The 22491-nt window shown below is 64.1% G+C and carries 24 protein-coding genes and 1 pseudogene; 10 read left to right on the top strand and 15 right to left on the bottom strand.

From position 1 onward, the window contains the following. Positions 1–118 precede the first annotated feature (118 nt). The 4 genes from L8G49_RS21110 to L8G49_RS09410 all read left to right on the top strand — a co-directional run bounded on the left by L8G49_RS21110 (position 119) and on the right by L8G49_RS09410 (position 3196). The gene (locus tag L8G49_RS21110; RefSeq protein ID WP_347272051.1) at positions 119–322 is read left to right on the top strand and encodes a hypothetical protein; all 204 of its coding nucleotides are present in this window, start codon (positions 119–121) and stop codon (positions 320–322) included. A 135-nt stretch (positions 323–457) separates the two neighbouring features. Further along, complete coding sequence (locus tag L8G49_RS09420) at positions 458–679, top strand: hypothetical protein (RefSeq protein ID WP_242184708.1); 222 nt, start codon at positions 458–460, stop codon at positions 677–679. 77 nt (positions 680–756) lie between these two features. Next, the gene (locus L8G49_RS09415) at positions 757–1827 is read left to right on the top strand and encodes a molybdopterin-dependent oxidoreductase (protein WP_242184707.1); all 1071 of its coding nucleotides are present in this window, start codon (positions 757–759) and stop codon (positions 1825–1827) included. 121 nt (positions 1828–1948) lie between these two features. Further along, entirely contained in the window at positions 1949–3196 is a 1248-nt protein-coding gene (locus L8G49_RS09410) for a DUF2254 domain-containing protein (RefSeq protein WP_242184692.1), read from the top strand. Positions 3197–3222: 26 nt separating this feature from the next. Here L8G49_RS09410 and L8G49_RS09405 read toward each other — a convergent pair whose 3' ends face one another. Further along, the gene (locus L8G49_RS09405; protein ID WP_242184690.1) at positions 3223–3822 is read right to left on the bottom strand and encodes a response regulator; all 600 of its coding nucleotides are present in this window, start codon (positions 3820–3822) and stop codon (positions 3223–3225) included. Positions 3823–4113: 291 nt separating this feature from the next. On the opposite strand from L8G49_RS09405, the gene L8G49_RS09400 reads away from it, so the two are divergent. Together L8G49_RS09400 and L8G49_RS09395 are read left to right on the top strand one after the other, a co-directional pair. Beyond that, on the top strand, positions 4114–5178 hold the full coding sequence (locus L8G49_RS09400) for a serine hydrolase domain-containing protein (protein ID WP_242184688.1): 1065 nt from the start codon (positions 4114–4116) through the stop codon (positions 5176–5178). A gap of 275 nt (positions 5179–5453) precedes the next feature. Beyond that, entirely contained in the window at positions 5454–5735 is a 282-nt protein-coding gene (locus L8G49_RS09395) for a hypothetical protein (RefSeq protein WP_242184687.1), read from the top strand. A 286-nt stretch (positions 5736–6021) separates the two neighbouring features. On the opposite strand, the gene L8G49_RS21105 is transcribed toward L8G49_RS09395, so the two are convergent. Next, on the bottom strand, positions 6022–6594 hold the full coding sequence (locus L8G49_RS21105; RefSeq protein WP_242184896.1) for a hypothetical protein: 573 nt from the start codon (positions 6592–6594) through the stop codon (positions 6022–6024). 88 nt (positions 6595–6682) lie between these two features. Then, positions 6683–6928, bottom strand: a pseudogene (locus L8G49_RS21100) (transcriptional regulator); the annotation flags it as partial. A 590-nt stretch (positions 6929–7518) separates the two neighbouring features. On the opposite strand from L8G49_RS21100, the gene L8G49_RS09380 reads away from it, so the two are divergent. The 3 genes from L8G49_RS09380 to L8G49_RS09370 all read left to right on the top strand — a co-directional run bounded on the left by L8G49_RS09380 (position 7519) and on the right by L8G49_RS09370 (position 10463). Continuing rightward, positions 7519–8616, top strand: a complete 1098-nt coding sequence (locus tag L8G49_RS09380; RefSeq protein WP_242184679.1) for an alpha/beta fold hydrolase — start codon at positions 7519–7521, stop codon at positions 8614–8616. A gap of 334 nt (positions 8617–8950) precedes the next feature. Further along, on the top strand, positions 8951–9934 hold the full coding sequence (locus L8G49_RS09375) for a VacJ family lipoprotein (protein WP_242184669.1): 984 nt from the start codon (positions 8951–8953) through the stop codon (positions 9932–9934). A gap of 28 nt (positions 9935–9962) precedes the next feature. Beyond that, positions 9963–10463, top strand: coding sequence for a cytochrome b/b6 domain-containing protein (locus L8G49_RS09370; RefSeq protein WP_242184667.1), 501 nt, complete (start codon positions 9963–9965; stop codon positions 10461–10463). A gap of 894 nt (positions 10464–11357) precedes the next feature. On the opposite strand, the gene L8G49_RS09365 is transcribed toward L8G49_RS09370, so the two are convergent. The 12 genes from L8G49_RS09365 to L8G49_RS09310 form a co-directional block, all read right to left on the bottom strand. Next, positions 11358–11957 (bottom strand): methyltransferase domain-containing protein, encoded by a 600-nt coding sequence (locus L8G49_RS09365; RefSeq protein ID WP_242184662.1) that lies wholly within the window; start codon positions 11955–11957, stop codon positions 11358–11360. Then, entirely contained in the window at positions 11954–12619 is a 666-nt protein-coding gene (locus tag L8G49_RS09360) for a hypothetical protein (protein ID WP_242184660.1), read from the bottom strand. The genes L8G49_RS09365 and L8G49_RS09360 overlap by 4 nt, the downstream gene beginning before the upstream one ends. Before the next feature lie 15 nt (positions 12620–12634). Continuing rightward, positions 12635–13396: an SDR family NAD(P)-dependent oxidoreductase gene (locus L8G49_RS09355; RefSeq protein WP_242184651.1), complete on the bottom strand. Its 762-nt coding sequence runs from the start codon at positions 13394–13396 to the stop codon at positions 12635–12637. Continuing rightward, on the bottom strand, positions 13383–13886 hold the full coding sequence (locus tag L8G49_RS09350) for an iron-containing redox enzyme family protein (RefSeq protein ID WP_242184644.1): 504 nt from the start codon (positions 13884–13886) through the stop codon (positions 13383–13385). Before L8G49_RS09350 ends, L8G49_RS09355 begins: the two co-directional genes overlap by 14 nt. Next, entirely contained in the window at positions 13886–15475 is a 1590-nt protein-coding gene (locus L8G49_RS09345; RefSeq protein ID WP_242184642.1) for an AMP-binding protein, read from the bottom strand. The genes L8G49_RS09350 and L8G49_RS09345 overlap by 1 nt, the downstream gene beginning before the upstream one ends. After that, positions 15472–16014 (bottom strand): thermostable hemolysin, encoded by a 543-nt coding sequence (locus L8G49_RS09340; RefSeq protein ID WP_242184636.1) that lies wholly within the window; start codon positions 16012–16014, stop codon positions 15472–15474. Before L8G49_RS09340 ends, L8G49_RS09345 begins: the two co-directional genes overlap by 4 nt. Before the next feature lie 78 nt (positions 16015–16092). After that, positions 16093–18408: a TonB-dependent receptor gene (locus L8G49_RS09335; RefSeq protein WP_242184634.1), complete on the bottom strand. Its 2316-nt coding sequence runs from the start codon at positions 18406–18408 to the stop codon at positions 16093–16095. Then, positions 18374–19300 carry a FecR domain-containing protein gene (locus L8G49_RS09330; protein WP_242184632.1) on the bottom strand — a complete coding sequence of 309 codons (927 nt, stop codon included), beginning with the start codon at positions 19298–19300 and terminating at the stop codon, positions 18374–18376. The genes L8G49_RS09335 and L8G49_RS09330 overlap by 35 nt, the downstream gene beginning before the upstream one ends. A gap of 70 nt (positions 19301–19370) precedes the next feature. After that, entirely contained in the window at positions 19371–20120 is a 750-nt protein-coding gene (locus L8G49_RS09325) for an RNA polymerase sigma factor (protein WP_242184631.1), read from the bottom strand. A gap of 178 nt (positions 20121–20298) precedes the next feature. Beyond that, a complete protein-coding gene (locus L8G49_RS09320) occupies positions 20299–20880 on the bottom strand; it encodes a JAB domain-containing protein (RefSeq protein ID WP_242184630.1) in 582 nt (193 codons plus the stop codon). Next, a complete protein-coding gene (locus L8G49_RS09315; protein WP_242184629.1) occupies positions 20817–21311 on the bottom strand; it encodes a hypothetical protein in 495 nt (164 codons plus the stop codon). The genes L8G49_RS09320 and L8G49_RS09315 overlap by 64 nt, the downstream gene beginning before the upstream one ends. 31 nt (positions 21312–21342) lie before the next feature. Further along, positions 21343–21696 (bottom strand): hypothetical protein, encoded by a 354-nt coding sequence (locus tag L8G49_RS09310; protein ID WP_242184628.1) that lies wholly within the window; start codon positions 21694–21696, stop codon positions 21343–21345. 332 nt (positions 21697–22028) lie between these two features. Here L8G49_RS09310 and L8G49_RS09305 point away from each other — a divergent pair, with 332 nt between their 5' ends. After that, positions 22029–22181, top strand: a complete 153-nt coding sequence (locus L8G49_RS09305) for a hypothetical protein (RefSeq protein WP_242184627.1) — start codon at positions 22029–22031, stop codon at positions 22179–22181. The last annotated feature ends 310 nt before the right edge of the window (positions 22182–22491 follow it).

Here is a 22491-nt window from a genome sequence, read left to right as displayed (position 1 = left end):
TTTCGACCTGACCGGGCGGGTGAGGACACTGGCTGTACCGCGTCGCGCGCCAGCATACCGGCGGGGCAGGGGCTCAAGGCCCGTTGCGAAACCCGCGCCTCCCAAGCCTCACCGGGCAGTGACCGATTACGCGGAAACGATCGAGGTCGCGGCGCTGCTGCGGCGTTCTGGAATGAGACTAGAGAAGCTGGCGACCGCCGGCAAAATCACGGATGCGACGATGGCGCCCCTTCGCGCCGAATGCCCGTGGTGGGACTATCAGACGCTACATGGCAAATGCCGTAGCTCACCTCTAGCCGCCGGGTCGTTTAAAGTCTGGTAAGACCCACAATACGACATTGACGACGACCCCGCCGCTTCCCAAAACCGGCCATTTGTTCATGTATTCATCCTCCAGCCAAAACGGCCGAATTTGGGAAGCGGAGACAGACAGCTTGCATGATGTATGATCGCTCTGTTGAAACAGACTGGAACGATCACGTGGCCCGTATCGGACAGCGGCGGTCCGATCGAACCGCTCGTCAGGTTCGTGACCAACCCGGCAGGCGCCGCGATCGCCAACACGGTCGGACCGCTGCGCCAGGTCGTTAGCGATGCCAAGAGCGATATGCGGCGGCATCTTGTCATCGCAGAAAGTGATTCGATGACGCCTGGAGCCGTAATTCAGGTGCAGCGATAGGGAGAGGCTCTCGCCGATCCCGTCGCAAACAGGATCGGTTTGAAGGCTCGAAATTGCGACAGCCGCGTTTGTGATGGATGACCAAGACGATGATCGTGCGCAGCAGCGAACCTTATAACGCCGAGCCTGACGCGGCGGCGCTGATCGCACAGTTCCTGACTCCGCAAAGCCTGTTTTACGTCCGTAGCCACGGCGCGGTACCGAACCTCCCCAGCGATCACGCTATCGCGATTGCCGGGATCGGGATCGCAGCACGATCCTTCACCGTGACCCAGCTCGGACAGGAGTTTCCGGCCCGCACCGTCACCGCGGTTTTGCAATGCGCGGGGAACCGGCGAACCGATCTGCAACAGGTTGCCAAGACCTCCGGTGACCCGTGGGATGTCGGCGCGGTCGGGAACGCTGAATGGACGGGCGTCCGTCTGGCCGATGTTCTGGCTGCGGTCGGAGCAGCGTCGGATCCAGCCTTGCACGTCGGTTTCACCGGGGCCGATGACGTCGACGTCGATGGCGAGGTCGCGCGATACGGTGTGTCGATAGGCATGGACAAGGCGCGCGATCCCGACGTCATCCTAGCCTGGGCGATGAACGGCGAGCCGCTGACACCGGAACACGGCGCGCCCCTGCGCCTGATCGTGCCGGGATATGCCGGGGTCCGCAGTGCCAAGTGGCTCACCCGTATCGACGTTCGCGACACTCCCTCGGAGGCGCCAATCCAGGCACGGGATTACAAGCTGTTCCCGGCGAGCGTCGCCAAGGCGGACGCTGACTGGGGCACCGGCCTGACGATCGAAGCGATGCCGCTCAATGCAGCGATCTGCACGCCGCGGCTCGGCGAGACCTTGACCGATGGCGTTCGGACGATCGCGGGCTATGCCGTCGCTTATGGTCGCGCCGTCTCCCGGGTCGAGGTGTCGCTGAATGGCGGCAGGGACTGGCAGCAGGCCGGTCTGCGGGACGATCCCGCTGCGCAATGGGGTTGGGTCCGCTGGTCGCTCGATGCCACGCTCGCCAAGGGCCACCAGCATCTGGTCGTCCGCGCGTTCGACGATACGGGACAGGCGCAGCCCGAGCGACCGGATACGATGTGGAATTTCGCAGGGTATCTCTGCACCGCCTGCCACCACGTCCATGTCCTAGTGAACTGAGACTGTGCGCCCGGCGGCGCAGCGTTGGACGTCGGAGTCGGTAGCAGCGTTTCCGACCTTCGTCCTGGCGTCGATCGGGTCGCGTTCTCTAAGCTGACCCGTGCGATCGAAGGAACAGTCAATGAAACGATGGCAATGGGTTATCCGCCTGCTCACCCGGCGGATGTGGTTCCGCGCCGCGCTGTTCTGCCTGTTCGCGGTCGCGCTTGCGCTCGCGGGTGCGCTGATTGGCCACACCATTTCCTACGACGTTGCCACGACGATCGGGGCCAAGTCGGTCGACAATATCCTCGGCATCCTCGCCTCGAGCATGCTCGCAGTAACCACCTTCTCGCTCAGCACCATGGTATCAGCCTATTCGGGCGCGACCAGCACGCTCACGCCACGGGCGGTACAGTTGCTGATTGACGACAGCACCGCACAGAACGCGCTGGCGACGTTTCTCGGCAGCTTCCTGTTCGCGATCGTCGGCATCATCGCCCTGTCCACCGGCATCTATGGCGATACCGGGCGGGCCATCCTCTACATCGGCACGATCCTGGTGATCGTCATCATCGTCGTCACTTTCCTGCGCTGGATCGAACATATCGCGCGTTTCGGCCGCGTCTCGGATACGATCGATCGTGTCGAGCGCGCCGCAACTCAAGCGGTCCGCGCGATGGCGCAGCGACCGCGCTTCGGCCCGCGCGCGCGGCTTGTTGTGCCAGACGGCGCAACGACCGTCCGGCATGACCGGATCGGCCGTGTGACGCATATCGATGCCTCCGAACTCGCCACAGTCGCGGCCGAATTGGGTGCGACTATCACCCTGGCAGCCTTGCCGGGAACGCTGGTCGATCCAGCACGCGTGCTCGCGTGGACGATGGGGACACCCGATGCGCGACAGCTCGGTCGTATCCGGGCGGCCTTCACGGTGGCGCACAGCCGCGCTTTTGATCATGATCCCCGCTTTGGCCTAGTCGTCCTGTCGGAGATTGCGTCGCGCGCGCTGTCGCCTGCGGTCAACGATCCCGGGACGGCAATCGCCGTCATCGAAGCGGGAACGCGCGTCCTCGCGGCCTTGCTGCGGCATGACCCCGACGCAGTAGCGGCAACACCCGCTGGGATCGATATGCCGCCATTCGCCTTCCCCGACCTGATCGAAGACCTCTACCGCCCCATTGCCCGCGATGGCGCAGGCGTGATCGAGGTCGGCATTCGGCTACAGAAATCGTTGGCAGCCCTGCAGGCGATAGCAATCGAGGCAACGGCCGATTGCAGAGCCGAAGCGCATGACGCACTGGCGCGCGCCGAGCTTGCGCTGACCAGTGCGGCCGACCAGAAACGTCTGGTTCACATCCACGACCGCTTCTGGCCGCGGGGACGCTGAACCGCGCTACCGGGCGACGTATACGCTTACCCCGCGACCTTTCGCAAAATGCGCGAGAGTTGCTCGACCGAATATGGCATGTGCAACAGCTCGAACCCGTGGGTGCCGTCCTGCGCGAGGACATTGCTATAGCCTGACGTCAGGACAACCGGCAGGTCCGGATATCGCGCGCGAATGGCCTTCCCAAGCTCTATGCCGTTCATGCCGGGCATCACCACGTCGGAAAACACGATGTTGAAGCGCGATGCGTTCGTGTCGAGTTCCGCCAAGGCCTCCTGAGAGTCCGCGGCCCACACCGTGACATATCCCAGTTCTGCCAGCGATTGGGTCGTGAACGTCCCGACCTCCTTGTTATCTTCAACGACGAGGAAACAGGTGCCATGACCGTCGGTCAGCGTATCATGCTCCGGTCCGGCAAGCGCTTTGATCTCTTCCTCGGCGCGCGGGAGATACAGTGTGAACGTCGTTCCGGACCCGACCCGGCTCTCGACAAGGATATCGCCATCGGACTGTTTGGCAAAGCCGAACACCTGGCTTAGTCCCAGCCCCGTCCCTTGACCTACGCCCTTGGTCGTGAAGAACGGTTCGAAGATGCGTTCTACTTGGTCCGGCGCAATTTGACCCATATTCGGTCGTTCGAGGTGACACAGCCGCTACTTAGAAGCGGACGTTCATTCATAGCATCTCAACGATAATGTTGGAGCGACTTGGAGGCTGATGGGTGAAGCGAGCGCCGGGTGATCAATGCAGCGTATGTCATCGGCAAGAAAGAAGATTGCAAATAGCGACGCCGACCGTAGTGTCGACGTAATACACCATGTGATCGGTTGCATCATGACGTTCCTGCGAATTCCCCAATGAACCCGACACGCAGGACAATCTTGGTCGGGACCGCAGGCGCTGCCTGCGCTACTGCCATGCCGACGCTGGCCGAGAGCCGGAAGCATCCAGCGGTGCAACTTCGATCATGGATGGCGCTTGCTTCCGTACCGGGGGCAAGCTGGGCCGTGTTCGACGGCGGCGCTAAGCCGATGAGCTTTGCCGAAGGATACGCCAAAGCCGGCGAGGTAAGGGCGACCACGGAGACGCTGTTCGAAGCCGCTTCCCTGTCAAAGCCGGTCCTGGCCGCTGCTATTCACGACCTCGTCCGCGATCGCCGTATCGACCTCGACGAACCGATTGCTAGCCACGTCGATTTCACCCCAGATGCCGCGACCCGGACTATAACGCCGCGTCATCTGCTGTCGCATTCCAGTGGTCTGCCGAACTGGCGAACCGAAGCGAACAGCGATCTTGTGAGCGGGTTCAGGCCTGGCTCCGACTTTCGTTATTCCGGGGAGGGCTACACCTTGCTCGCGCGGCTTGCCGAGGCGATAACCGGGCAGACCGCAGCTGAGGTCGTCCGCTCCCGAGTGCTGACGCCGGCAGGGATGACGCGAAGCAGGTACGGCTGGGCAGCCGGGCAAACACCTATGGTGGCATGGGCCCATGATGCTGGCGGCGAACTAATGGCGGACGCGGGTCCCGCCAAGTTCCAGGCGAGCCGGGACGCCGGGCCCCGGCGACCAGTTGAAACGTGGACACAGGGCGATCGGATTGCAGCGGCCAAAGCGCTTGGCAAGCCGGCCTTGCCCGTCTTCATGACCCCAAACATGGCGGCGGGACTGTGGACGACTGCTGGCGACTACGCCCGATTTCTCAGCTTCACTCAACGCTACCCGGACATGAACACGCCGACCGTGACAGTCGAAGCCGGTCTCTCCTGGGGCTTGGGGTGGGGACTCGAACATTTAGGCTCGGAGCGCTTCGCGTGGCACTGGGGTGCCAACGACGGCGTCGCCAACTTGTTCGTTCTCGATCTCGCCAGCGGCGCCGGCTTGGTGGTGCTGACGAACGGCGCCGGCGGCCAAAGGGTGTATGAACGAGCCGCCCGCGTCCAATTCGCACGCGAGTTCGACGCGCTGACGTGGTTGCAACCGTGACGTCGATTTGACCCAATTTCTGACGCTCGCGGCGGCTTCTAAGTTTCCCACGTTCGGACGTTCGTTCATCTCTACAAAACTGCCCCGCCTGGCTGGCACAACGAGAGCGGGTACCGGTCCGTACTCCGCGTGCCGCTAGCCTTGAGCCAGCCGTCGTCCCGCTTGTCTCTCAAGATTACGGATGCACTCTGCACTATTCGCGTGAGCCCGTTCCCGCGGGGGGATCGTTATGCGACTTCCTCTACCGGAGTTTTCCATGCCTGCGCGACAGCAGCGTGGAGCGCGTCGTCAACGGGCGGGCGAGATCGGAAGCGCTGCTGCAGCAAGGCGCAATCTACTACCGGCAGGCAGGGCAGAGGCGCGGCTCGAGGCCGCCGGTGATCGGCTCGTCGGCGAGCAACGCGTCGAGATACATCGGCGTCGCAGGCACGCGCACCCGCTGCATAGGTTGGCGCCAAACCGATCTGGACGATTGGTTGCGCAATCCGTTGGCCTACGAACAGGAGATCATCGTTTCTCCGGCGACGGCAGAAGGGCGGAGGGGCGCGTACCGCTGATCGTTTTCACATCCGCAGTTACACCGCCCGAAGCCGGCTCGAGACAATCGACTACAAAGGCTTTGCATGTCCGCTTGCGGCTGCAGCGTCAGAATTTGCCCTCGAGCGGAAGAGGAAACGGGACCGTGCTTACTCAGCAACCCTCTCGGCTGCGGATGTGCAGTCCTAAAAACACCGTGCCGAGCGCATGTCTTCCAGTCAGCCAAGGTCGAGCAGGTTCATCCCGTCATGGGCAAGCAGAACCACGCGCAGGGTATGTGACGGCGCAGGTGAGACGATGTGTTTTTCAACCATGATAATCTGGATACTCAAAGCCGAGTGCCACGCCATAGGCAGTCCGCCTGCCGTAACGACGCGCAATCTCGGCGAGAACACGATCGAGCGTGAACGCCGATGTCTTCGACTCAGGCGTGACGATGCGCGTGAGTGCATTCGGATCGGTACGACCGGGCAGCAGGATCAGGCCGTGCAGGGTCGTGACCGGAGCCGGGTTTCGCGTAAATGCATAGGCCTTTGCCCGGCCCGTTCGCGCGTATGCATCTGCTGTGAAGGCGACCGCTATCTCATCTACTCCCGGCGAAAGGGTGACGCCGATCGACTGGGGATGATGAAACCAGCCATTGAAGTATTCGGTGGCCGCAAAGGCTGCAAGATTGCGGCCGAACTTGGGAGAAAACCGGTGACTGTCGTGGGCCGCGTTCCAGTCGGGTGCGCCGATCATGGCTGCGACCGCCGCGGCGCGGTGGCGACCGGCGATTGCTTCGACCAAAGCCAGCGATGTCGGAACCGCCGCACTGATCCCCGCACTGGAAACGATCCGTCCATCGGCGACATAGCGACGGTCGTCGACCCAACGCACCCGGGGGATAGGTCTTGCGACGATAGCCAGCGGTTGCCCAATGCGCGGTCGCGCGATGCCCGTCGAGCACGCCGCTGCTGGCAAGCACCAACGCACCGTCGCAGATGCTGACGAGCGTGCCGCCCTTTGCTGCCTGCTGCCTCACCCAGGACAGCAGCGCGGGATCATCGTGCCGCACCACCGCCGGCACCACGATATAATCCGCGTCCTCGGGAAAGCGCCTGTCGAACTCGGCAACCGAAGCCTGCGGCTGAATATGCAGCGCGGGACGCATCGTCATGATACCCGCGCCGGTCGCGACGGCAACCACCTCGCCGACGGCCGCCTGCTGCAAGATGCCGTACGGAATGACATAGTCGGTGAGTTCGGTACCCGCGTTTATGCCGACGATCGCGATAACCGGCCGTGGTCGCCCAAAGCGCGCCTGATACGGCAAAATGTGTTCGATCGGCGGCTGCGCTGAACCTTACAGTGGAAGCCTTGGCGAGATAGAGGATTGATTAGCGGCGACCGAGCAACAGCCGGCAACAAGAAAGGCGGCTGCAACGAGCCCGATGCGATGTTCTGCAAGGGTAGAGTGAAACATGATGGGGTCCAGGTTGTGGAAAATACCCTTTCATGACCCGGATTGGGGGACAGCTCATAGGACTGCCTTGCTTCATTTCCTGCCAGTCCAAGGCCGCAACGGTCGCTCGGCGCCATTGCTGGGCCCTGCCTTGGCCAAGATCCGGCCAAGACGACCCACTTTCAGCCAGTGCCGCATCGTAAGGCGCGTTCCCGAAGCGGTCGCTGGTAGATACGCAGACTTACAGGCTGAGAAAGCGGGGGCCTGATCGTAATGCCTTTGCCTGCGCGTGAGAGGATTGCGCAGGGCGGTCCGAAATGCCCGCTTGCACTCTCGGCGATCAGCCGTGACGATGCGGCATGCTGTCTCTCCTCCCGCTTCTGCTTCTTCAGGCCGCAACCCAACAGCCGCCCCCGCTCACGCCGGCGAGCAGACCCGCACCGTCCGTCTCCAGGTGGCCTGCACGCGATGCGATATTCACGGTACGGGATTTCCGGTTTCGCTCGGGCGAGACCGTGCCCGTGTTACGCATCAACTACACGACGCTGGGATCGCCGCACCGCAACGCCAAGGGGGAAATCGACAACGCCGTCATGGTGCTGCACGGCACCGGCGGCACCGGCCGCCAATTCCTCGCGCCACAGTTCGCCGACGCGCTGTACGGACCCGGGCAACCGCTCGACATAACGCGCTACTGGATCATCCTTCCCGACGGCATTGGGCATGGTAAGTCTTCCAAACCATCGGATGGTCTGCACATGCGTTTCCCGCATTACGACTATGACGACATGGTCGAAGCGCAATACCGTTTGTTGCACGACGGCCTCGGCATCCGCCAGATGCGCCTCATCATGGGAACGTCGATGGGTTGCATGCACAGCCTAATATGGGGCGAAACGCATCCCGACTTCGCCCGGGCGCTGATGCCGCTGGCTTGCGAGCCGGTCGAGATCGCTGGCCTCAACCGCATGTGGCGCAAGCTTGCGATCGACGGGATCGAGGCGGACCCGGCGTGGGCGGGTGGAGAATATCGTTCGCCGCCCACGCAAGGGCTTCGCACTGCCGCCAGCCTGCTCTTCGTCGCGGGCGCCGCCCCGCTTTACTTTCAGGCGCAATACCCGCGCCGAGTGGCTGCCGAGGCGTTTGCCCGCGAGCGGGTGGCCGCGTCGATCGCGGGAACGGACGCGAATGACCTGATCTACCAGGTCGACGCGTCGCGCACCTATGACCCGTGGCCGCGGCTCGAGGCGATCACCGCGCCCACTGCCTGGGTGAACTCGGCCGACGACTTCATCAACCCGCACAATCTCGATTATCCGCAGCGCGCGGTACTGCGCATGCGGGATGCCAGGTTCCGCCTCATCCCCGAGACGACGGACACGCGCGGCCACGGAACGCACACCGCTGCTCGGTTCTGGAAACAGGACTTGGTCGACCTGCTCCGACGCTCCGAATAGGGATTGATGCCACAAATCCGCATGCAGACAGTCAAGCGCGTTGCTTATCTGCCTGGCTTTCGCCCTTGGGTCATTGCGGCGATCGCCGTTCGAAACCCCTTGTGCGAAGATCGGAAGGGTTAAGCGGGCGATCGCTCAACCGATTGCACGCCATGCTTCTGGCTACGATTATCTCGCCTTGCCCCCCCGGGGCGCGTCAAACGCGACTGGGGTCGAGCGTCGTCTGCGACGTCTTTTCGGCATGAACCCGAAAAACCCCACAAGGCCACGCTGGTCGCTTGCGCCGTCTCGTCAGGAACACCGCCTGGCTTGCGAGTATCGTCGCCGCTCCCCGTTGCAGATTTCGGTCGCAGCGGTCCTGCTGGTGGCCGTTGGAAAACCGGCTGTCGCCTCTGCCCGAACTGCGGGGCTTGAAGATGACACGAGCGTGATGCCTTCACTGACTTCGACCTTCATCTTGAACCCGGTGAGCGGATTGCAAGGAACCCGGTCTGCGGACTCTTCGGGAGACACGTTCGGCCCCCGCAGCATCGGGGAACAAAGCGACATCATCGTGACGGGTAAAAAGGCGCTCGCGCCCGATCCGCTGGCGACCATTAACGTCAAAGCGTTCGACGCGACCCAGGCCGTGGACCGCGCGTTCGTCGGGCCGGTTGCCATGGCCTACAAGAAAGTCCTTCCCTCGCCGGTCCGCAGCGGGCTGCGCAACGTCCTATACAATCTTCACGAACCCGACGTTTTCATAAACTATCTCCTGCAACTCAAGCCGGGCAAGGCCGCCGAGACGCTCGGTCGTTTCGCGCTCAACAGTACCGTCGGGATTGGCGGCATCCTCGACATCGCCAAACGGAAGCCGTTCAGGTTACCCCGCCGGCCCAACGGATTTGCCGACACCTTCGGGTTTTACGGCATCAAGAACGGCGCGTTCCTGTACGTGCCGCTGATCGGACCGACGACGCTGCGCGACTTTGCGGGCGGTATGCTAGACCGCTTCGTCCTGCCGGTGGCTGTGGGCAGTCCGTTCAACACACTGGCGTTCTCGATACCCGTCGGCGTGCTCAGCACGCTCGATCATCGTGCCGAATTCGACGACCAGCTGCACGAACTCCATGATGGCGTGCCTGATCCCTACAGGACATCGCGAAACTTTTACCTCACGCGACGGCAGGCAGAAATCGATCATATCCGCGGTGAGAAGCGATCGACGCGCAGGAAACTCCCGCTGTCCCCTCCAATACCCTCTGCGCGCACCGAACCGCCGCTGGCGCCGAGCGTTCAAGCCGTCACGGGGGCTACACCGGACTATGGCAATGACTGATACCGCAGGTTCCGGGCGCTACGGTCTGGTGGCACGGCTGCTGCACTGGATCGTTGTGATGCTGCTTATCGTGCAATTCACGATCGCCTGGAGCATGCCTGATATTCACGGCGGGATGCGACCGGTCGGGTTGATCGGTTGGCATCTGTCGTTTGGCGCGGCAATTCTGGCAGTAATGCTGCTTCGCCTGGTCTGGCGCCTGACGCACCGCGAACCCGCGGCGCCCGATACGCTATCCGTGCCGCTGAAAAGACTATCGCGGGGAACGCATGTGCTGCTCTACACGCTGCTCCTTGCACTCCCGTTTCTCGGCTGGGCCAACGCGTCGGCGCGCGGCTGGCCGGTCAGGCTGTTCGGTGCCATTCCGCTGCCGCCCCTTTCTACCACGGGATCCCGCCTGGGTCTCTGGCTGGGAGACGTTCACGGCACCGTTGCGATCGTCCTTCTGGCGGTGATTGCATTGCATGTCGCAGGAGCGATGTATCATCTGCTGATCGTGCGCGATCGCACCGTCCAGCGCATGCTGTAGCATAGCGCCGGTCGCTGCGTCGCATCGGGACGAGACGCGGCGGGATGAAGGAAGCAGCCGCCAACACCAGTACCAGCGTTACCTCGACCGTCACGACCCCGAACGCCCCCAGCGCTGCCGCGAGCGACGCCGCGCCGCCCGTCTTACCAATCGCGGCAACGGCGGCGACGAACAGCATGTCCTTGCCCGGCATGAAGGGTAGCCGCGAAACCAGTTGCCTTAGCGTCAGGAACAGAACGCACGTATCGAGCGTCAGCCCCGGCTCGACGGTCAGCCACATCGGAATCAGCAAGCCCAGCATCGCGACCGCCCGCACGGCATGGATACCGGCCACGAACAGCACATCGGGACCTGGCATTTTGAGCAGGCGATGCCGTAAGCTGATCATCCCGACGCTGGGCGCGATAACGAGCGCGCAGGACATAGCGACATGGGGGACGCTCAGACCCATGGTTGCCAGCCCGCGGCCTGCCAGGAACGGAACGACCAGGGCGACCGTCACGCCGTTGCCGACCAGGGCGGACAGCAGGGAAATGTCCTTGATCGCATGCGCGGGCGCGGCGATCCCGCGGCCCCGCGCCCAAGCGAACAGATACACGTCGCCGGAGTAGGCGAACATCAGTTCGTTGCTCAGGAACCGCCGGGTCAGCGCGCCGAACATTCCCTCGTGCACACTCCAGACCCGTCGGAAGATCGCCAAATCCGCCAACGGGTGAACCAGCACATAGGCCAATGCCGCAACCCAGAAGCCGACGGGGAGGTGCGTGAGGGCGGCGGCGCTTCCCGCTGGAATGTGCCGAAGCGCAACGAGCGCGATCACCAGCCAGAGGATCACCAATGTTCCACGCATGATCCCGTCACGGGCGGCGCTCGGCACCATTGTCTCCGTGACGATCAACGGTCGATCGTCCCGATCAGACCGTGGACCCCGAACCCTGCGTCGACCTCGCTGACGCGGGCGGCTGGCCCGAGCATCTGACCGAACGTCTCGGCCGTGAACAGGCGATGCGTTCCGCTTTTATCGAGCCCAACCCGCCGGAGCACGGCTGCTTCCGTCACGTAAAGAACAACTCGTCCGTGCGGCCGTGTCACACGGCGGAGTTCCACCAGCACAGCGCGCGGATCTTGCCAGAAATAGGCGACGTTCGTCGCAAGGATCCGGTCGAAACTGTGATCGGCAAAGGGCAATGCATCGAACCGTCCGACGCAGAAATGCGCATCGGGATAACGCCGGGATGCGACGGCGATCATCGCATCCGAATGATCCAGTCCCGTAACGCGCCTGGCTCCGACGACCAGCTGCAGCGCGGGAATGGCATCGCCCGCACCGCACCCCAGGTCCAGCACCGCATCCCCTGGGCGGGGGGCCAGCGCGGCGATGGCGAGGCGGGTGGGCCGACGGTTCACCAGCCGCATGGCGTCCGCCACCACCCTGCCGCCGAGGCCGCTCGGCCTGGCCAGCTGGCGGCCGAGCGCGGTTGCGATCCCGGTCACGCGTGCTTGAGCTTGGCGTCGATCTTGGCGAGCAGCGCGCGCATTTCGGCCCGGCGACCGGCGTCCCATACCGGTCGGCTGGCGTTCACCGGCGCCTGCAGCCCGCGAAGGGCATAGATCCTCGCCTCCGCGGGCCGCCCCTCATCGTTGAGGAAATCGGCGTAGAAAAAGGTGTTGTCGAGCCCGCGCGGATCTTGTCTTAACGCCCCCTCGAGCAGCGCACGCGCCTTTGCTGTGCTGCCAAAGCCGACCGGGAACCCCGGTACACGGTAATAGAGCACGCCCAGGCTCATCTTTACGCCGCCGTCGGCGATGTTCGGATCGATCGTCTGGGCGCGCTCGAGAATGGTCTTGGCGGTTTTTGCCAACCCCAATTGGCGAAAGACGCTCGCCCGCGCTGCCTCTTCGCTGGTCACGATGCCTTGCCACAAAAGGGGTTCGGCCCGTCCCGGATAGCGCGCCACGACTTGCGCTGCCTGTCCCGCCAGCACATCGAGTTCGCGGTACTGCTCGTCGCGGTTCGCGACCTGGTAGCGGATGTGCGCCCATTGATCGTTGATGCGCTGGACCGCGGCATCCATCTGCGGATTGTTGCTCGCCTGGGCCGCGCTGGCGACGCCCCAGAGCAGACAGATCATCACGGCTTTACCGAACACGCGCATTTGATGGGCTCCTAATCAATGTTCTGGAAATAGCGTACGGGCGGTTGCGACCGGCTTGGTCAGGCCGCGGTCGATCAGCCCCGGCAAGGCGGCGTTGAGCTGGCTGAAGATCCGTTCGGGCAAACCGATCGAGACGTCGTTCGCACGCTGTTCGATCGCCGCGACGATCCGGTCGGCGACCAGGTCCGGCGCATCCGCCGCCATGCCGCTCAACTCCATGAACCGCTCGACCGCCGCCGTATTGAAGCCGGTGCGAACCGCTCTTGGCGCGACATGCGTGATCGTGATGCCACGGCCGCGAACCTCGCGACGCAGCGCTTGGCTGAAGGCCTTCAGCCCGGCCTTGGCGCTCGAATAGGTCGTAAAGTAGGGATAAGGCACCGCCCCCATCACCGAGCCGATATTGACGATCTGCCCCGATCCGCGCGCAATCATCTGCGGCAGCACCGCGCTGGCGAGGATCGTCGGCGCGACGAGGTTCACGGCATAGCCAAGCGCGATCCGCGCCGGCCCTTGCGCCTCCAGCGGCCCGAAATACTGCAACCCCGCGACATTGCACAGAATGTCGACGCGCCGTCCCGCCAAGGTCGTCGCGAGCTCCGCCAAGGCATCGGGACACGACAGATCGCTTTCCACGCTTTCGGAGCAGGTCACGCTGAACCCGCGATCGATCCCCACGACATTGGCGCCGGCGTCGTTCAACCGCATCGCGATCCGCGAGCCAATCCCTCCGGCCGAACCGGTGAGGACGACCCGCAACCCGTCAAGCCGCGACATGCATCGCCTCCAGTTCGATGGCGGCGAACAGACCGCCGAACAGGCCGAACATCGCGCGGGCCATGGCGATGATCGCCGCCTGATCGCCCGGATCGTCGATCCGGTTCATCAACCGCTCGAAGAAGACCATGTGCTCCTGATCCAGCGCGCCGTGCGAGGTCAGATAATGGAAGGCGTCGTCGGGCAGCCCCAGCGCGGCCTGCACCGCCCCCGCCCCATGGCTTGCCATCGCGATGCTGGTCCCTTCGAGCACATAGACCATGCCGAAGAAGGCCGCCGGATTGCCTTCGCGGATCGTGCGATACGCGTGATCGACCATCGCCCTGGTCGCCGGCGACGGCAAACCCGCGCCAACCGCCTCGGCATCCCCGCCTGCCGCAGCAATATCGTCGAGGATCCAGTATTCGTGCCCCGTCTCTTCCTCGATATAGTCGTCGAGCGCGGTCACGAGCGTCGGGCGGTGGCTCAGGCGCGCGCGCGCTTCCTGCATCAGCGGTACGGTGTGGCGGACATGGTGAAACGCCTGGGTGGATAGGCGATATAGTCCGCGACCGAGATCCGACCGGTCAGCCCGGCGATCAGTTGCGGCGTCATCTGGAAACGCGCCTGCGCCTCGCGCGTCTCGGCGACGAGACGGTCGAAGAAGGGCTGGTCCAGTCCGGCTTCGCGATACGGGTAGGCCGCCTCGATCGCGCGTCGGCGCAAACGGCCATTGCCGGTCAGCAATCCAGCCGCAGGCGTGAACGGGGGCACAATTTGCCACTGCGCGACCCGCGCGTAGGCCGGCAGCATCAGGTTTGCGGCGGCTACGGCAGCGGAGACGTCCGCTGCCGGGTTGGCCGGTACGATCACGGCGTCAAGCGTCGATCGACCGTCGCCGCGTACCAGCACCTGTAGAATGGCGGGATCGGCGCGCAACGTACCTTCGACCCATTCCGGCGAAATATTGCGTCCGTGACTGGTGACGATCAGCGACGATTTGCGCCCCTCGATCCACAGCCTGCCAAGGTCGTCGATCCGCCCGATGTCGCCCGTTGCAAACGGCGCAGCGGGCCGTGGATGGCCGATCGTGCCAAGGAACATCGGTCCGTCGATGAGGATCTCGCCATCGTCTGCCAAGCAGATCTCGTTCGCGCCGATCGACTGCCCGACGCTGCCACGCGAACCCGGGTCGCCGTCGTCGAGCGCGACGACCGACCCGCATTCGGTCAGCCCATAGCCCTGCCGGACCGGCAGACCGACCGCGGCAGCGGCGTCGAGCAAGCGCGGCTCGATCCGCGCGCCGCCCACCGCGACCAGCGTGAGGCGCGGCAGCCGCCTGCCGGACGCGGCCATCGCGCCGACGAGACCAGCCAGATATTCCGGGACGAGGATCAGCGAGGTGATCGCATTGTCTTCGATCGCCCCGAGCATTTTCGGAAAATCGGGGCGAAACGGGTCCGCCATACCGACCGCCGCCTGCGGAAGCGCGACATAGGTCCCTCCCGCCAGGATCGTCGCATAGAATCCCGCGACGTTTTCCAGCAGGATGCCCGGCGGCAGGATCGGCAGGTGCCGCCCGGCATGGTGAGTCCCGAGATGCTCTACGACTGCGCCCGCCACACGGCACAGGTGCGTCATCGACAGGCAGATGCCTTTCGGATCACCCGTCGATCCGGACGTGAAGGTGATCCGTGCCGTCTCCTCGGGTACATCCGCCCGCAGCGTGCGACACGGTTCGACTGTCATCGTGAAACGTGGGGTCGGACCGTCCGCAAGGTCGATCGCCCCGCTGACGACGGCGGAGGCACCGGCATGATCGAGCGCTGCGGCACCCTGCGCGAGGGAAAAGAACGGCGGCAACGGGATGGTGACGATTCCGCTCCCGACCAGCGCGAGGTCGAGCAGGCATTCGGCAACGCCGTGATCGACCCGGATGCCGAGCGGTCTGGCGACATCGCACCGTGTCGCGACGTCGCTCGCCAGCATCGGCAGCGCGCGCTCCAGCGCTTCCCAGCTCATTGCGACCGAACCGTCGATCGCAATCGCCTGCGGCTGGGCTTCGGCATGACGGCGAATTGCCGTCCAGAGTTCGCTCACGGCCGTGTTCTCCCATAGGTAATGGTATCGAGCCGTCGCCGGCACAGCGCGACGTCCCCGACGCAGAGCATCGGGTCGGCATCGTAATAGCGGCCCCATTGCGCGGCCTCGCTGCCAACCGCGGAAATTGCGGCGGGCACGAGCACGATGATCGGCAGCGCCAGCCGCGCGAACATCGCGCGGAGCGGTTGCGTCAGGACGGCAACCGCATAGTCCGCCCGGCCTTCCAAGGCGGCGGCGGCTTCCCGCCACAGCCTGATCGTGGCGCCGGGCCGATGCGACGCGTGATTGCCGATTTCGGCGATCCGGTCGCGCGGCACCGTGCAGCCGAAGGTCGCGCCGACCAGGTGCTCGATCGGCCGCTCGACGTACCGCTCAAGCAGCAGCGGCTCTGCGCCTGCGGTGCGAAATCCGAGCACGGCGTGCGGAGCATCGGGCTGCCCCACCGTGAGGTAGGCGGGATATTCCGCGGTCGGAAATGCCGCATGGACCGCCGCATAGCGCTCGACAATCAGGGTACGAATGGCGGGATCGTGCATGAACACCTCGTCGATGCACGAAAGACGCCGTGGTCAGGCAGACACCCTACCTCTGCTCCGGAAGGTAGCGACGACGCCTCAGAAGGTCCGCCGCACCGACAGCGCGATCGTGCGCGGGCGAACGGGAGTATGCTGGCTCGACGCCGATACCGAGAATGGATTGCCGAACGCAAAGCTGTCTGCGCGGCTGTTCAACAGATTGTCCGCACTCACCCGCCATTGCCACGCAGCCCGGCCCGCCGATAGCGACGTCGCGAGCAGCGTGATCGGCTCACTCACTCGGTCGAGCGCAGGGTCGAAGCTCAAGCGCGTTGCGCCGACGAAGCTGGCGCGGGTGGTGACGAGAAACGTCCAGCCGTTCCTTTCCAGCGCGTATGTCGCCTCGCCGTGCGCGCTGAGATCGGGAATGACGGGAAGCCGACGATCGGCGGCAAGCGCGGGCGCGGATGCCGGGTCGATCCGCGCATGTTGCAGGAGCGTCCCCGCCGACACCGTCCAATGCGCCCCCGGGTGCCACCGCGCGGTGAGATCAACGCCTTGATTGGTCGCGTCCCCCGCGTTGCGCGTCGACAGCAACCCTTGCGGACCAAGCACATCCGCCTGGACATGCGCCCAATTGGTAACGAAGCCCCCCAGATCCAGCATCAGCCGATCGCCCGGCGACGACCAGCGCAGCCCGAGATCATAGGCCTGCAATTCGTCCGCCTCATACGTCGATGTCTCGGCGCTGGTGCCATCCGTCGCATCGATGCCGCCCGGGCGCAGCGCGGACGCATAGCGGGCGAAGACGAGGAAACGCGGGTGAATTTGCCAGGCAATCGTCGCGCTCGGGCTGGCCCTTACGACGGCTCGGCTGATCACGGCTTCGTTCAGTTGCTCGGTCCGGTCGTCATCGACTGCGGATCGGAACACGCGCACGCCCGTGCTTGCCCGAAGCGTCGGCGTCAGATGCCAGGTCCCCTCGCCGAACACTGCGACTTCCTCAACCCGGCGGCGGACCTGCAGGACGGGCAGCGACGTCGCGCCGACCAACGTTCCCCCCGCGTCCGTCGCCGCCGACAGGACCGACGCCCCCACCAACCCATCCAGCGCCCCGCGCGACAGCAACGCCCGAACCTCGCCGGTCGCGACCCGATATTGGCGCATGTCGTGATACCCCGCCGGTGCGGTGCCGCCGAGCGCAGCGGCCTTGGCCGACGCGTCGTAGGTGGCAGAAAGTTCCTGCCACGCGAGACTGCCGGCCGCCGTAATCCTTGCGGCACCAATCGATCCGGTCGCGGCAACGCTGACCAACGAAATCCCGGTGTCCTGCGGTTCCTTCAAGCGCGCCGCACGCGTGAGGGTGTGCGGTGCCTCGACATATTGGCTGTCGGCGACCGAAGAGGATTGCGTCACTCCCTGGAGGTCGACGATCCAGTCGCCACCGGGGCGCGTCCGAACCGTAAGGCGGCCACCGCTCGTCTGTCCGTGGTTGATGTCGCGTGCGCCCGCTGCCGTGTCGATCCATCCCGCCTGCCCGATGCGATAGCCGACCAGCCGGATGCCCAACCGATCGGGCACGATCGGGACGTTGATCATGCCGTCGAACGCTCCCGCTGCCGATCCCCCTTGCGTAGCGCTTACGCTTCCCTCTGCCATGCCGGCCGTGTGCGCGAGATCCGGTTTCGCGGGCACCAGCCGGTAGACGCCGCCCAGCGCCCCGGTGCCGTAAAGCGGCCCCTGCGGCCCTTTCAGCAGTTCAACCTGCGCCATGTCGACCAGGCGCAGATCCGGATCGGGCGCGTCATAGGTCAGACGGGCTTCGTCCAGTTGCACGCTGACGCTCGATTGACCGAACCCATCGAACGGGCTGTCCGCGACGCCGCGAATGAACAGCCGGTTCCGGCCGGGGCCGAGGTTTGTCACCGACAGGCCGTTGACCAGGGACGCGAAGTCCCGCGTATCGGGCGTCTGTCCCAAGACCGACAGCATCGCCGGGGACACGATCGTCAAAGGGGTTGCAGTGGACGCCAGCGGCTCACGATGCTTGGTGCCGGTGACGAGAATGTCGACCTGATCCGCGGAACCGACCGTTTCCTCTGGGGGTAAGACGCGCGATCGCCAGACGATTTTCGGTCTCGGTCGGTCGATCCGCCAAAGATCAGGGCCGACGCGGACCGCGAGCAGCCCGGTGCCCTGCAGCAGTTCGGCGAGTGCCGCGGAGACCGGCAATCTCCTGTGGATGGCCCGCGTGCGGAGCGCCGGCAGCGCAAGATTGGTCCCGATCGACACGCCCGACTGGCGCGCCAGTTCCTGAATCGATCGCTCGATCGGGCCAGCCGGAATGTCGAGCGACTTGCGCTGTGCAACGGCCGCGCTGCTAGCGCCGAGGCTCCAGACGAGTGCGAACGCCATCGCGGCGCGCGGCAACCCCGACGATCGCTGCCAGCGACTCTGCAGGTTTGGCCCCATCCCCAATCTTCAACGCTCCAGAGAAGTGGAGATCGGCGATTGCGGGATCGACCGTCGTCTCCAGGCCGGCATAGCGGGAGATGTCGTTGGCAACCAGCAGCAGCGGTGCACCGGCATAAAGAAGTTGCCCGCGTCGCCAGCTTCCGATGCTGTCTGCGGCAACGGTCGAGACGGAGACGGTGGCACCTCGTGCGACCATCGCATGCCCTCGAACCAGGGTGATCGGCGCGGTCAGCTGGAGTGACGTCACCGTCAGGTCGCCGTCGGCGACCGCGATGCGCGTAGCGGCTTGGTCGGTAGCCACGTTGAACCGTGTTCCGATGTCGGAAATGCGATAGCCGCCCGCCGCAATCGAGAGGGACCGTCCGGTCCGGTGCGGAACTTCGAAATACCCCGCACCGGTCAGCGCGAGTTGAGTCTGGTCGCCATTGCGCGCCACGAGCCGGCTATGGGGCGCGAGCGCAACGCGGCTGCCGTCGCCGAGGACGATCTCCCTGCTCGAAGCGTCGCTACGCCAAGCGACGTCGGGAGCTGCGCGGGGGATCATCGCGGTCACAGCCAGCGTCGCGGCGACTGCACCCCCACCCGCGACCACCCATCGCCAGCCAGCGCGGCGACCCGCCGCACGGGCAGGCACCTCCTTCGGCGGGTCAATACCTGCCAGGATAGCACTCCGCTGCGAGATGATATCGTCGTCCAGCAGCGCGATGCGATCGAACGCGTCGCGATGCCGCGAATCGACTTCGAGCCAGGCCGCAAACCCGTCCCAGTCCATATCGTCGGCGTCTTGTGCGGCATGCCACTGCGCCGCGCGTTGCCCAATATCCTCGTTCATTGAATCACCTCGCGTCGGCTTGCTAACCGCCGCTTCCTGCTTGTATCGGCAAGACGCCGTGCACCGACGGTCACCCCAGTTTCCCATCGTCAAGCAGCCGCCGCAGATGCGCCATTGCGACTGCCATGTGTTTTTCCACGCCCTTGCGGCTGATGCCGAGTTGCGCGGCGGTATCGGCGTGGCTCAAGCCATCCAGCTTGTGGAGCCGAAACGCCCTCGCAGCGCCTGGCGGAAGCTGCGTGATCGCGTTCGCCAGTCGTTGCGCATCTTCCCTGGCGATCAGATCGGTCTCGGCCGACGCGTCAACATGGGGTTCGGGCGCGTCGCCGCCAAATCCCTGCTCGCTGTCGGCCCACGCGCCTTCACGCGCCACGCGACGCCGTCCTGCCCGCAGACGGTCGAGGACGATGTTCTGCGCCATGCGATATAGATAGGCACGTCCGTTGCCGATCGGCCCGGAGGGCGCCGCGCCAAGCTTGAGCCAGAGCTCCTGCACCACGTCCTCGGCCTCGAAAATGCTACCGGTTCGTGCAACCAGAAAACGCAGCAAAGCTGTTCTGTGCTCGACGTACAAGGCCATCAGACCGTCTGAACCGTCTTCCCCGCCGCTTGTGTTCAACCGAACGATCCTCCGCCGGCTGCCGGTACCACACGTATGAGCGCACCGCCATTGGTGCGATCGCCAACGCGACCCGAAAGCGAACGCGCGGCGCTCCACCATCTTGTGCCGTTCCGGATTTTGCAACCTGATGGCCAGCCGTCCGTCCGCTTTCGTCGGCTGATAGCAAAAAGCCACGGTCTTTCGGTGAGCGTTCCTCACATTCGATATGCCGTTCGATCAGACTATCATACTGGCAAAGGGCGAGGGGCCCACGGCACCCGAAGATATGCGCATCGCGAGTGCCTGTAAGCGAAAGACAGTTTTTCGGCTGATCGTGCATCTTCCCGACACCGGATGGGGAAGGCAATTTCTCCACTTCTGTGTTACGCCGAACCGTTCAAACCAGTCCTTGGGCCCTGAAGCTCGTGAAACCGTTTGCGCTGATTATGAGGTGGTCGTGTAGGCGTATCTCTAACGCATCTGCAGCGCGGGCAAGTCTGCGCGTTGCGTTGATGTCGGCTTGGCTTGGGGCCGGATCGCCACCGGGGTGGTTGTGGACCAGCACAATGCTCGCTGCCATCAAGTCGAGGGACCTCCGCATGATTTCCTGAACAGGAATCGTGACCGTGCCGGTCGTGCCGATGCCGAAAACCTCATCACGAATAAGCCGCGATCGTCGGTCGAAAAACAGGACATGGACTCGCTCGACTGGGGCATGGGTCAAGTCGAGAGCCAGATAGTCCACCATGTCCTGCAGCTGTGCGGCCCCTCTAGTAATCCGGTATCGCAGGGCATGCATCATCGTGACGCGGAAAGCGCTGATGAGGCGGACCGTAGCTACGTCATTATCTGTGATCCGCAGCAGGCGTCGCCGTGTCGCCGACAGCACGGCGGCAAGCGATCCGAATTCGTCGATCAGGATATGGGCGCAGGTGGCGGCGCGTTCGCGGCCGAGCGACTGGAGGATGGTCGTCTCCAAGAGGGTTCGGCACCGTTTTGTATCGTTCTGTGATGATAGCGCCAGATGCCCGCGCCGAGAACCGCCAAGCCCAGATAGGCCGGAGCGATCTGCATTACCGCGTATCCCAATGGACGCAGGTGCCGGTTCACCACGATGTCGAAGTGGCTGAGCACGGTGATCATGTGCGTCGCCAGCAGGAATGTCGGCCACAGGCGGTTCGCTCGCAAAGCCAGGACGCCGAGCGCGACGATCAACGCGGCGTCGATGATTGTCGTAGTCATGTCCGGGGCCAGAAATCGGCGGTTGCCCACGAACGCGGCGAGATACGAAGCGATCTCGGCGGCCAGCAGCGTCGACGCTCCGACCCGCTCCGGTGCTCCGCCTTGCCGCATCGACCATATCCAGATCAGCAGCAAGGGGAGCCCGAAACGGATCAGCGGCGGGATCATGACCGATCGATCACGCCTTCTTGGCTTGCCGTCAACTGGTCGAGGTCATGGCGACAACCTTGCCGTCACCGTCATTGGTGGTCAGCACATCATCAGGGCAGCCATTGTCGCCGTAGCCGCGGATCCCGATTTGCGCCGGGATAGCCTTCAGCAATCCGTGCAGATGCAGGAGGCGTTCGCGGTTTTCCAGCGAACTCGTCATAGTCTCAGCGGCGAGCTTGAACGCGGCCGCGCCCAGTTCGAACGGGAGTCCGGCCTTCGCGCGTTCCTCAAGCATGGTTGCAATGCAGCGAGCGGTCATGGCTGTGAACTGATCGCTCGCCTGTTCGACGGGACGTAGGGCGGCGGCGACGTTTCGAGTTGCTTCTCGACGTTCCTTGAGCATTTGCTTCTCCTCATCCCGGCGGGGACGCCGTCGGGTGCACAGTTGGATTGGACGCAGCAAAAATCGATTATGTCCTGAACCGCACTCGACATCGGAATGCTTGCAATCACCACGAGAGATGTGGCGAACACGAGCAGGATGCTGAGACCGAATGTTCGGAAGACGTTCAGGTCGTATCGATTGGCTGCTCCGTCTCCATCCGGAAGGTTCACTGGCACCGGTTGCCATGACGGCAAGTCGCCGACATCGCTACCGTCTCGGAGCACTGAACCGTCCTGCTCCGATGCGGATGTCTCTGGCGCGCAATCGGTTGTGGTGGCGATACTGATAAAATGACTACCTATCGGATCGCTATGTTGAGCGCGCCACTCCAGAAGGAGCTTTGCCGCCTCCCGGCGGCTACCAACGCCAAGTTTTGCGACAGCTTTCGCGATATGGATGTCTACGGTGCTCTTGGCTATGCCAAGCTCGAACGCGATCTGTAGCGAGTCTTTGTGCTCTGCCACCTTGCCAAGACACGCTAACTGCTGCCCGGTCAATTGTGCGTCCTTGAATCGATCATCTGGCATCTGGCGCAATCTAGGCAGCGCGGATTCAATGGAAAGGCGGTCCATGGCCACGCATTGGTCGTAATCTTACGGCGCCAGAGTAAAGACAGCGGCGGACTTCGCGTGGCGGGTTCTTACAATGCTCGTTTCAGGACGCTTGTGCAGTGGCGGCGGGCAGTTGCAGAACGATGCTGACGGTGAGCTGCTGGAGCATACCACCGTCCAGTGAATGCGTTTAGCCTCAATT

Origin of the sequence: Sphingomonas sp. CARO-RG-8B-R24-01, assembly GCF_022662295.1 — a bacterium.
Taxonomy (GTDB): domain Bacteria; phylum Pseudomonadota; class Alphaproteobacteria; order Sphingomonadales; family Sphingomonadaceae; genus Sphingomonas.
The sequence above is the reverse complement of the archived record's forward strand: the minus strand, read 5'-3'. Positions and strand labels throughout refer to the sequence as shown.

Coding starts and splice junctions, on each gene's coding strand:
- L8G49_RS09310 (WP_242184628.1), bottom strand. CDS start 21,696: ATGCTCAAGGAACGTCGAGAAGCAACTCGAAACGTCGCCGCCGCCCTA.
- L8G49_RS09405 (WP_242184690.1), bottom strand. CDS start 3,822: ATGGGTCAAATTGCGCCGGACCAAGTAGAACGCATCTTCGAACCGTTC.
- L8G49_RS09330 (WP_242184632.1), bottom strand. CDS start 19,300: ATGAACGAGGATATTGGGCAACGCGCGGCGCAGTGGCATGCCGCACAA.
- L8G49_RS09380 (WP_242184679.1), top strand. CDS start 7,519: ATGCTGTCTCTCCTCCCGCTTCTGCTTCTTCAGGCCGCAACCCAACAG.
- L8G49_RS09340 (WP_242184636.1), bottom strand. CDS start 16,014: ATGCACGATCCCGCCATTCGTACCCTGATTGTCGAGCGCTATGCGGCG.
- L8G49_RS09350 (WP_242184644.1), bottom strand. CDS start 13,886: ATGCAGGAAGCGCGCGCGCGCCTGAGCCACCGCCCGACGCTCGTGACC.
- L8G49_RS09400 (WP_242184688.1), top strand. CDS start 4,114: ATGCCGACGCTGGCCGAGAGCCGGAAGCATCCAGCGGTGCAACTTCGA.
- L8G49_RS09315 (WP_242184629.1), bottom strand. CDS start 21,311: ATGATCCCGCCGCTGATCCGTTTCGGGCTCCCCTTGCTGCTGATCTGG.
- L8G49_RS09335 (WP_242184634.1), bottom strand. CDS start 18,408: ATGGCGTTCGCACTCGTCTGGAGCCTCGGCGCTAGCAGCGCGGCCGTT.
- L8G49_RS09410 (WP_242184692.1), top strand. CDS start 1,949: ATGAAACGATGGCAATGGGTTATCCGCCTGCTCACCCGGCGGATGTGG.
- L8G49_RS09415 (WP_242184707.1), top strand. CDS start 757: ATGACCAAGACGATGATCGTGCGCAGCAGCGAACCTTATAACGCCGAG.
- L8G49_RS09305 (WP_242184627.1), top strand. CDS start 22,029: ATGACTACCTATCGGATCGCTATGTTGAGCGCGCCACTCCAGAAGGAG.
- L8G49_RS09355 (WP_242184651.1), bottom strand. CDS start 13,396: ATGTCGCGGCTTGACGGGTTGCGGGTCGTCCTCACCGGTTCGGCCGGA.
- L8G49_RS09360 (WP_242184660.1), bottom strand. CDS start 12,619: ATGCGCGTGTTCGGTAAAGCCGTGATGATCTGTCTGCTCTGGGGCGTC.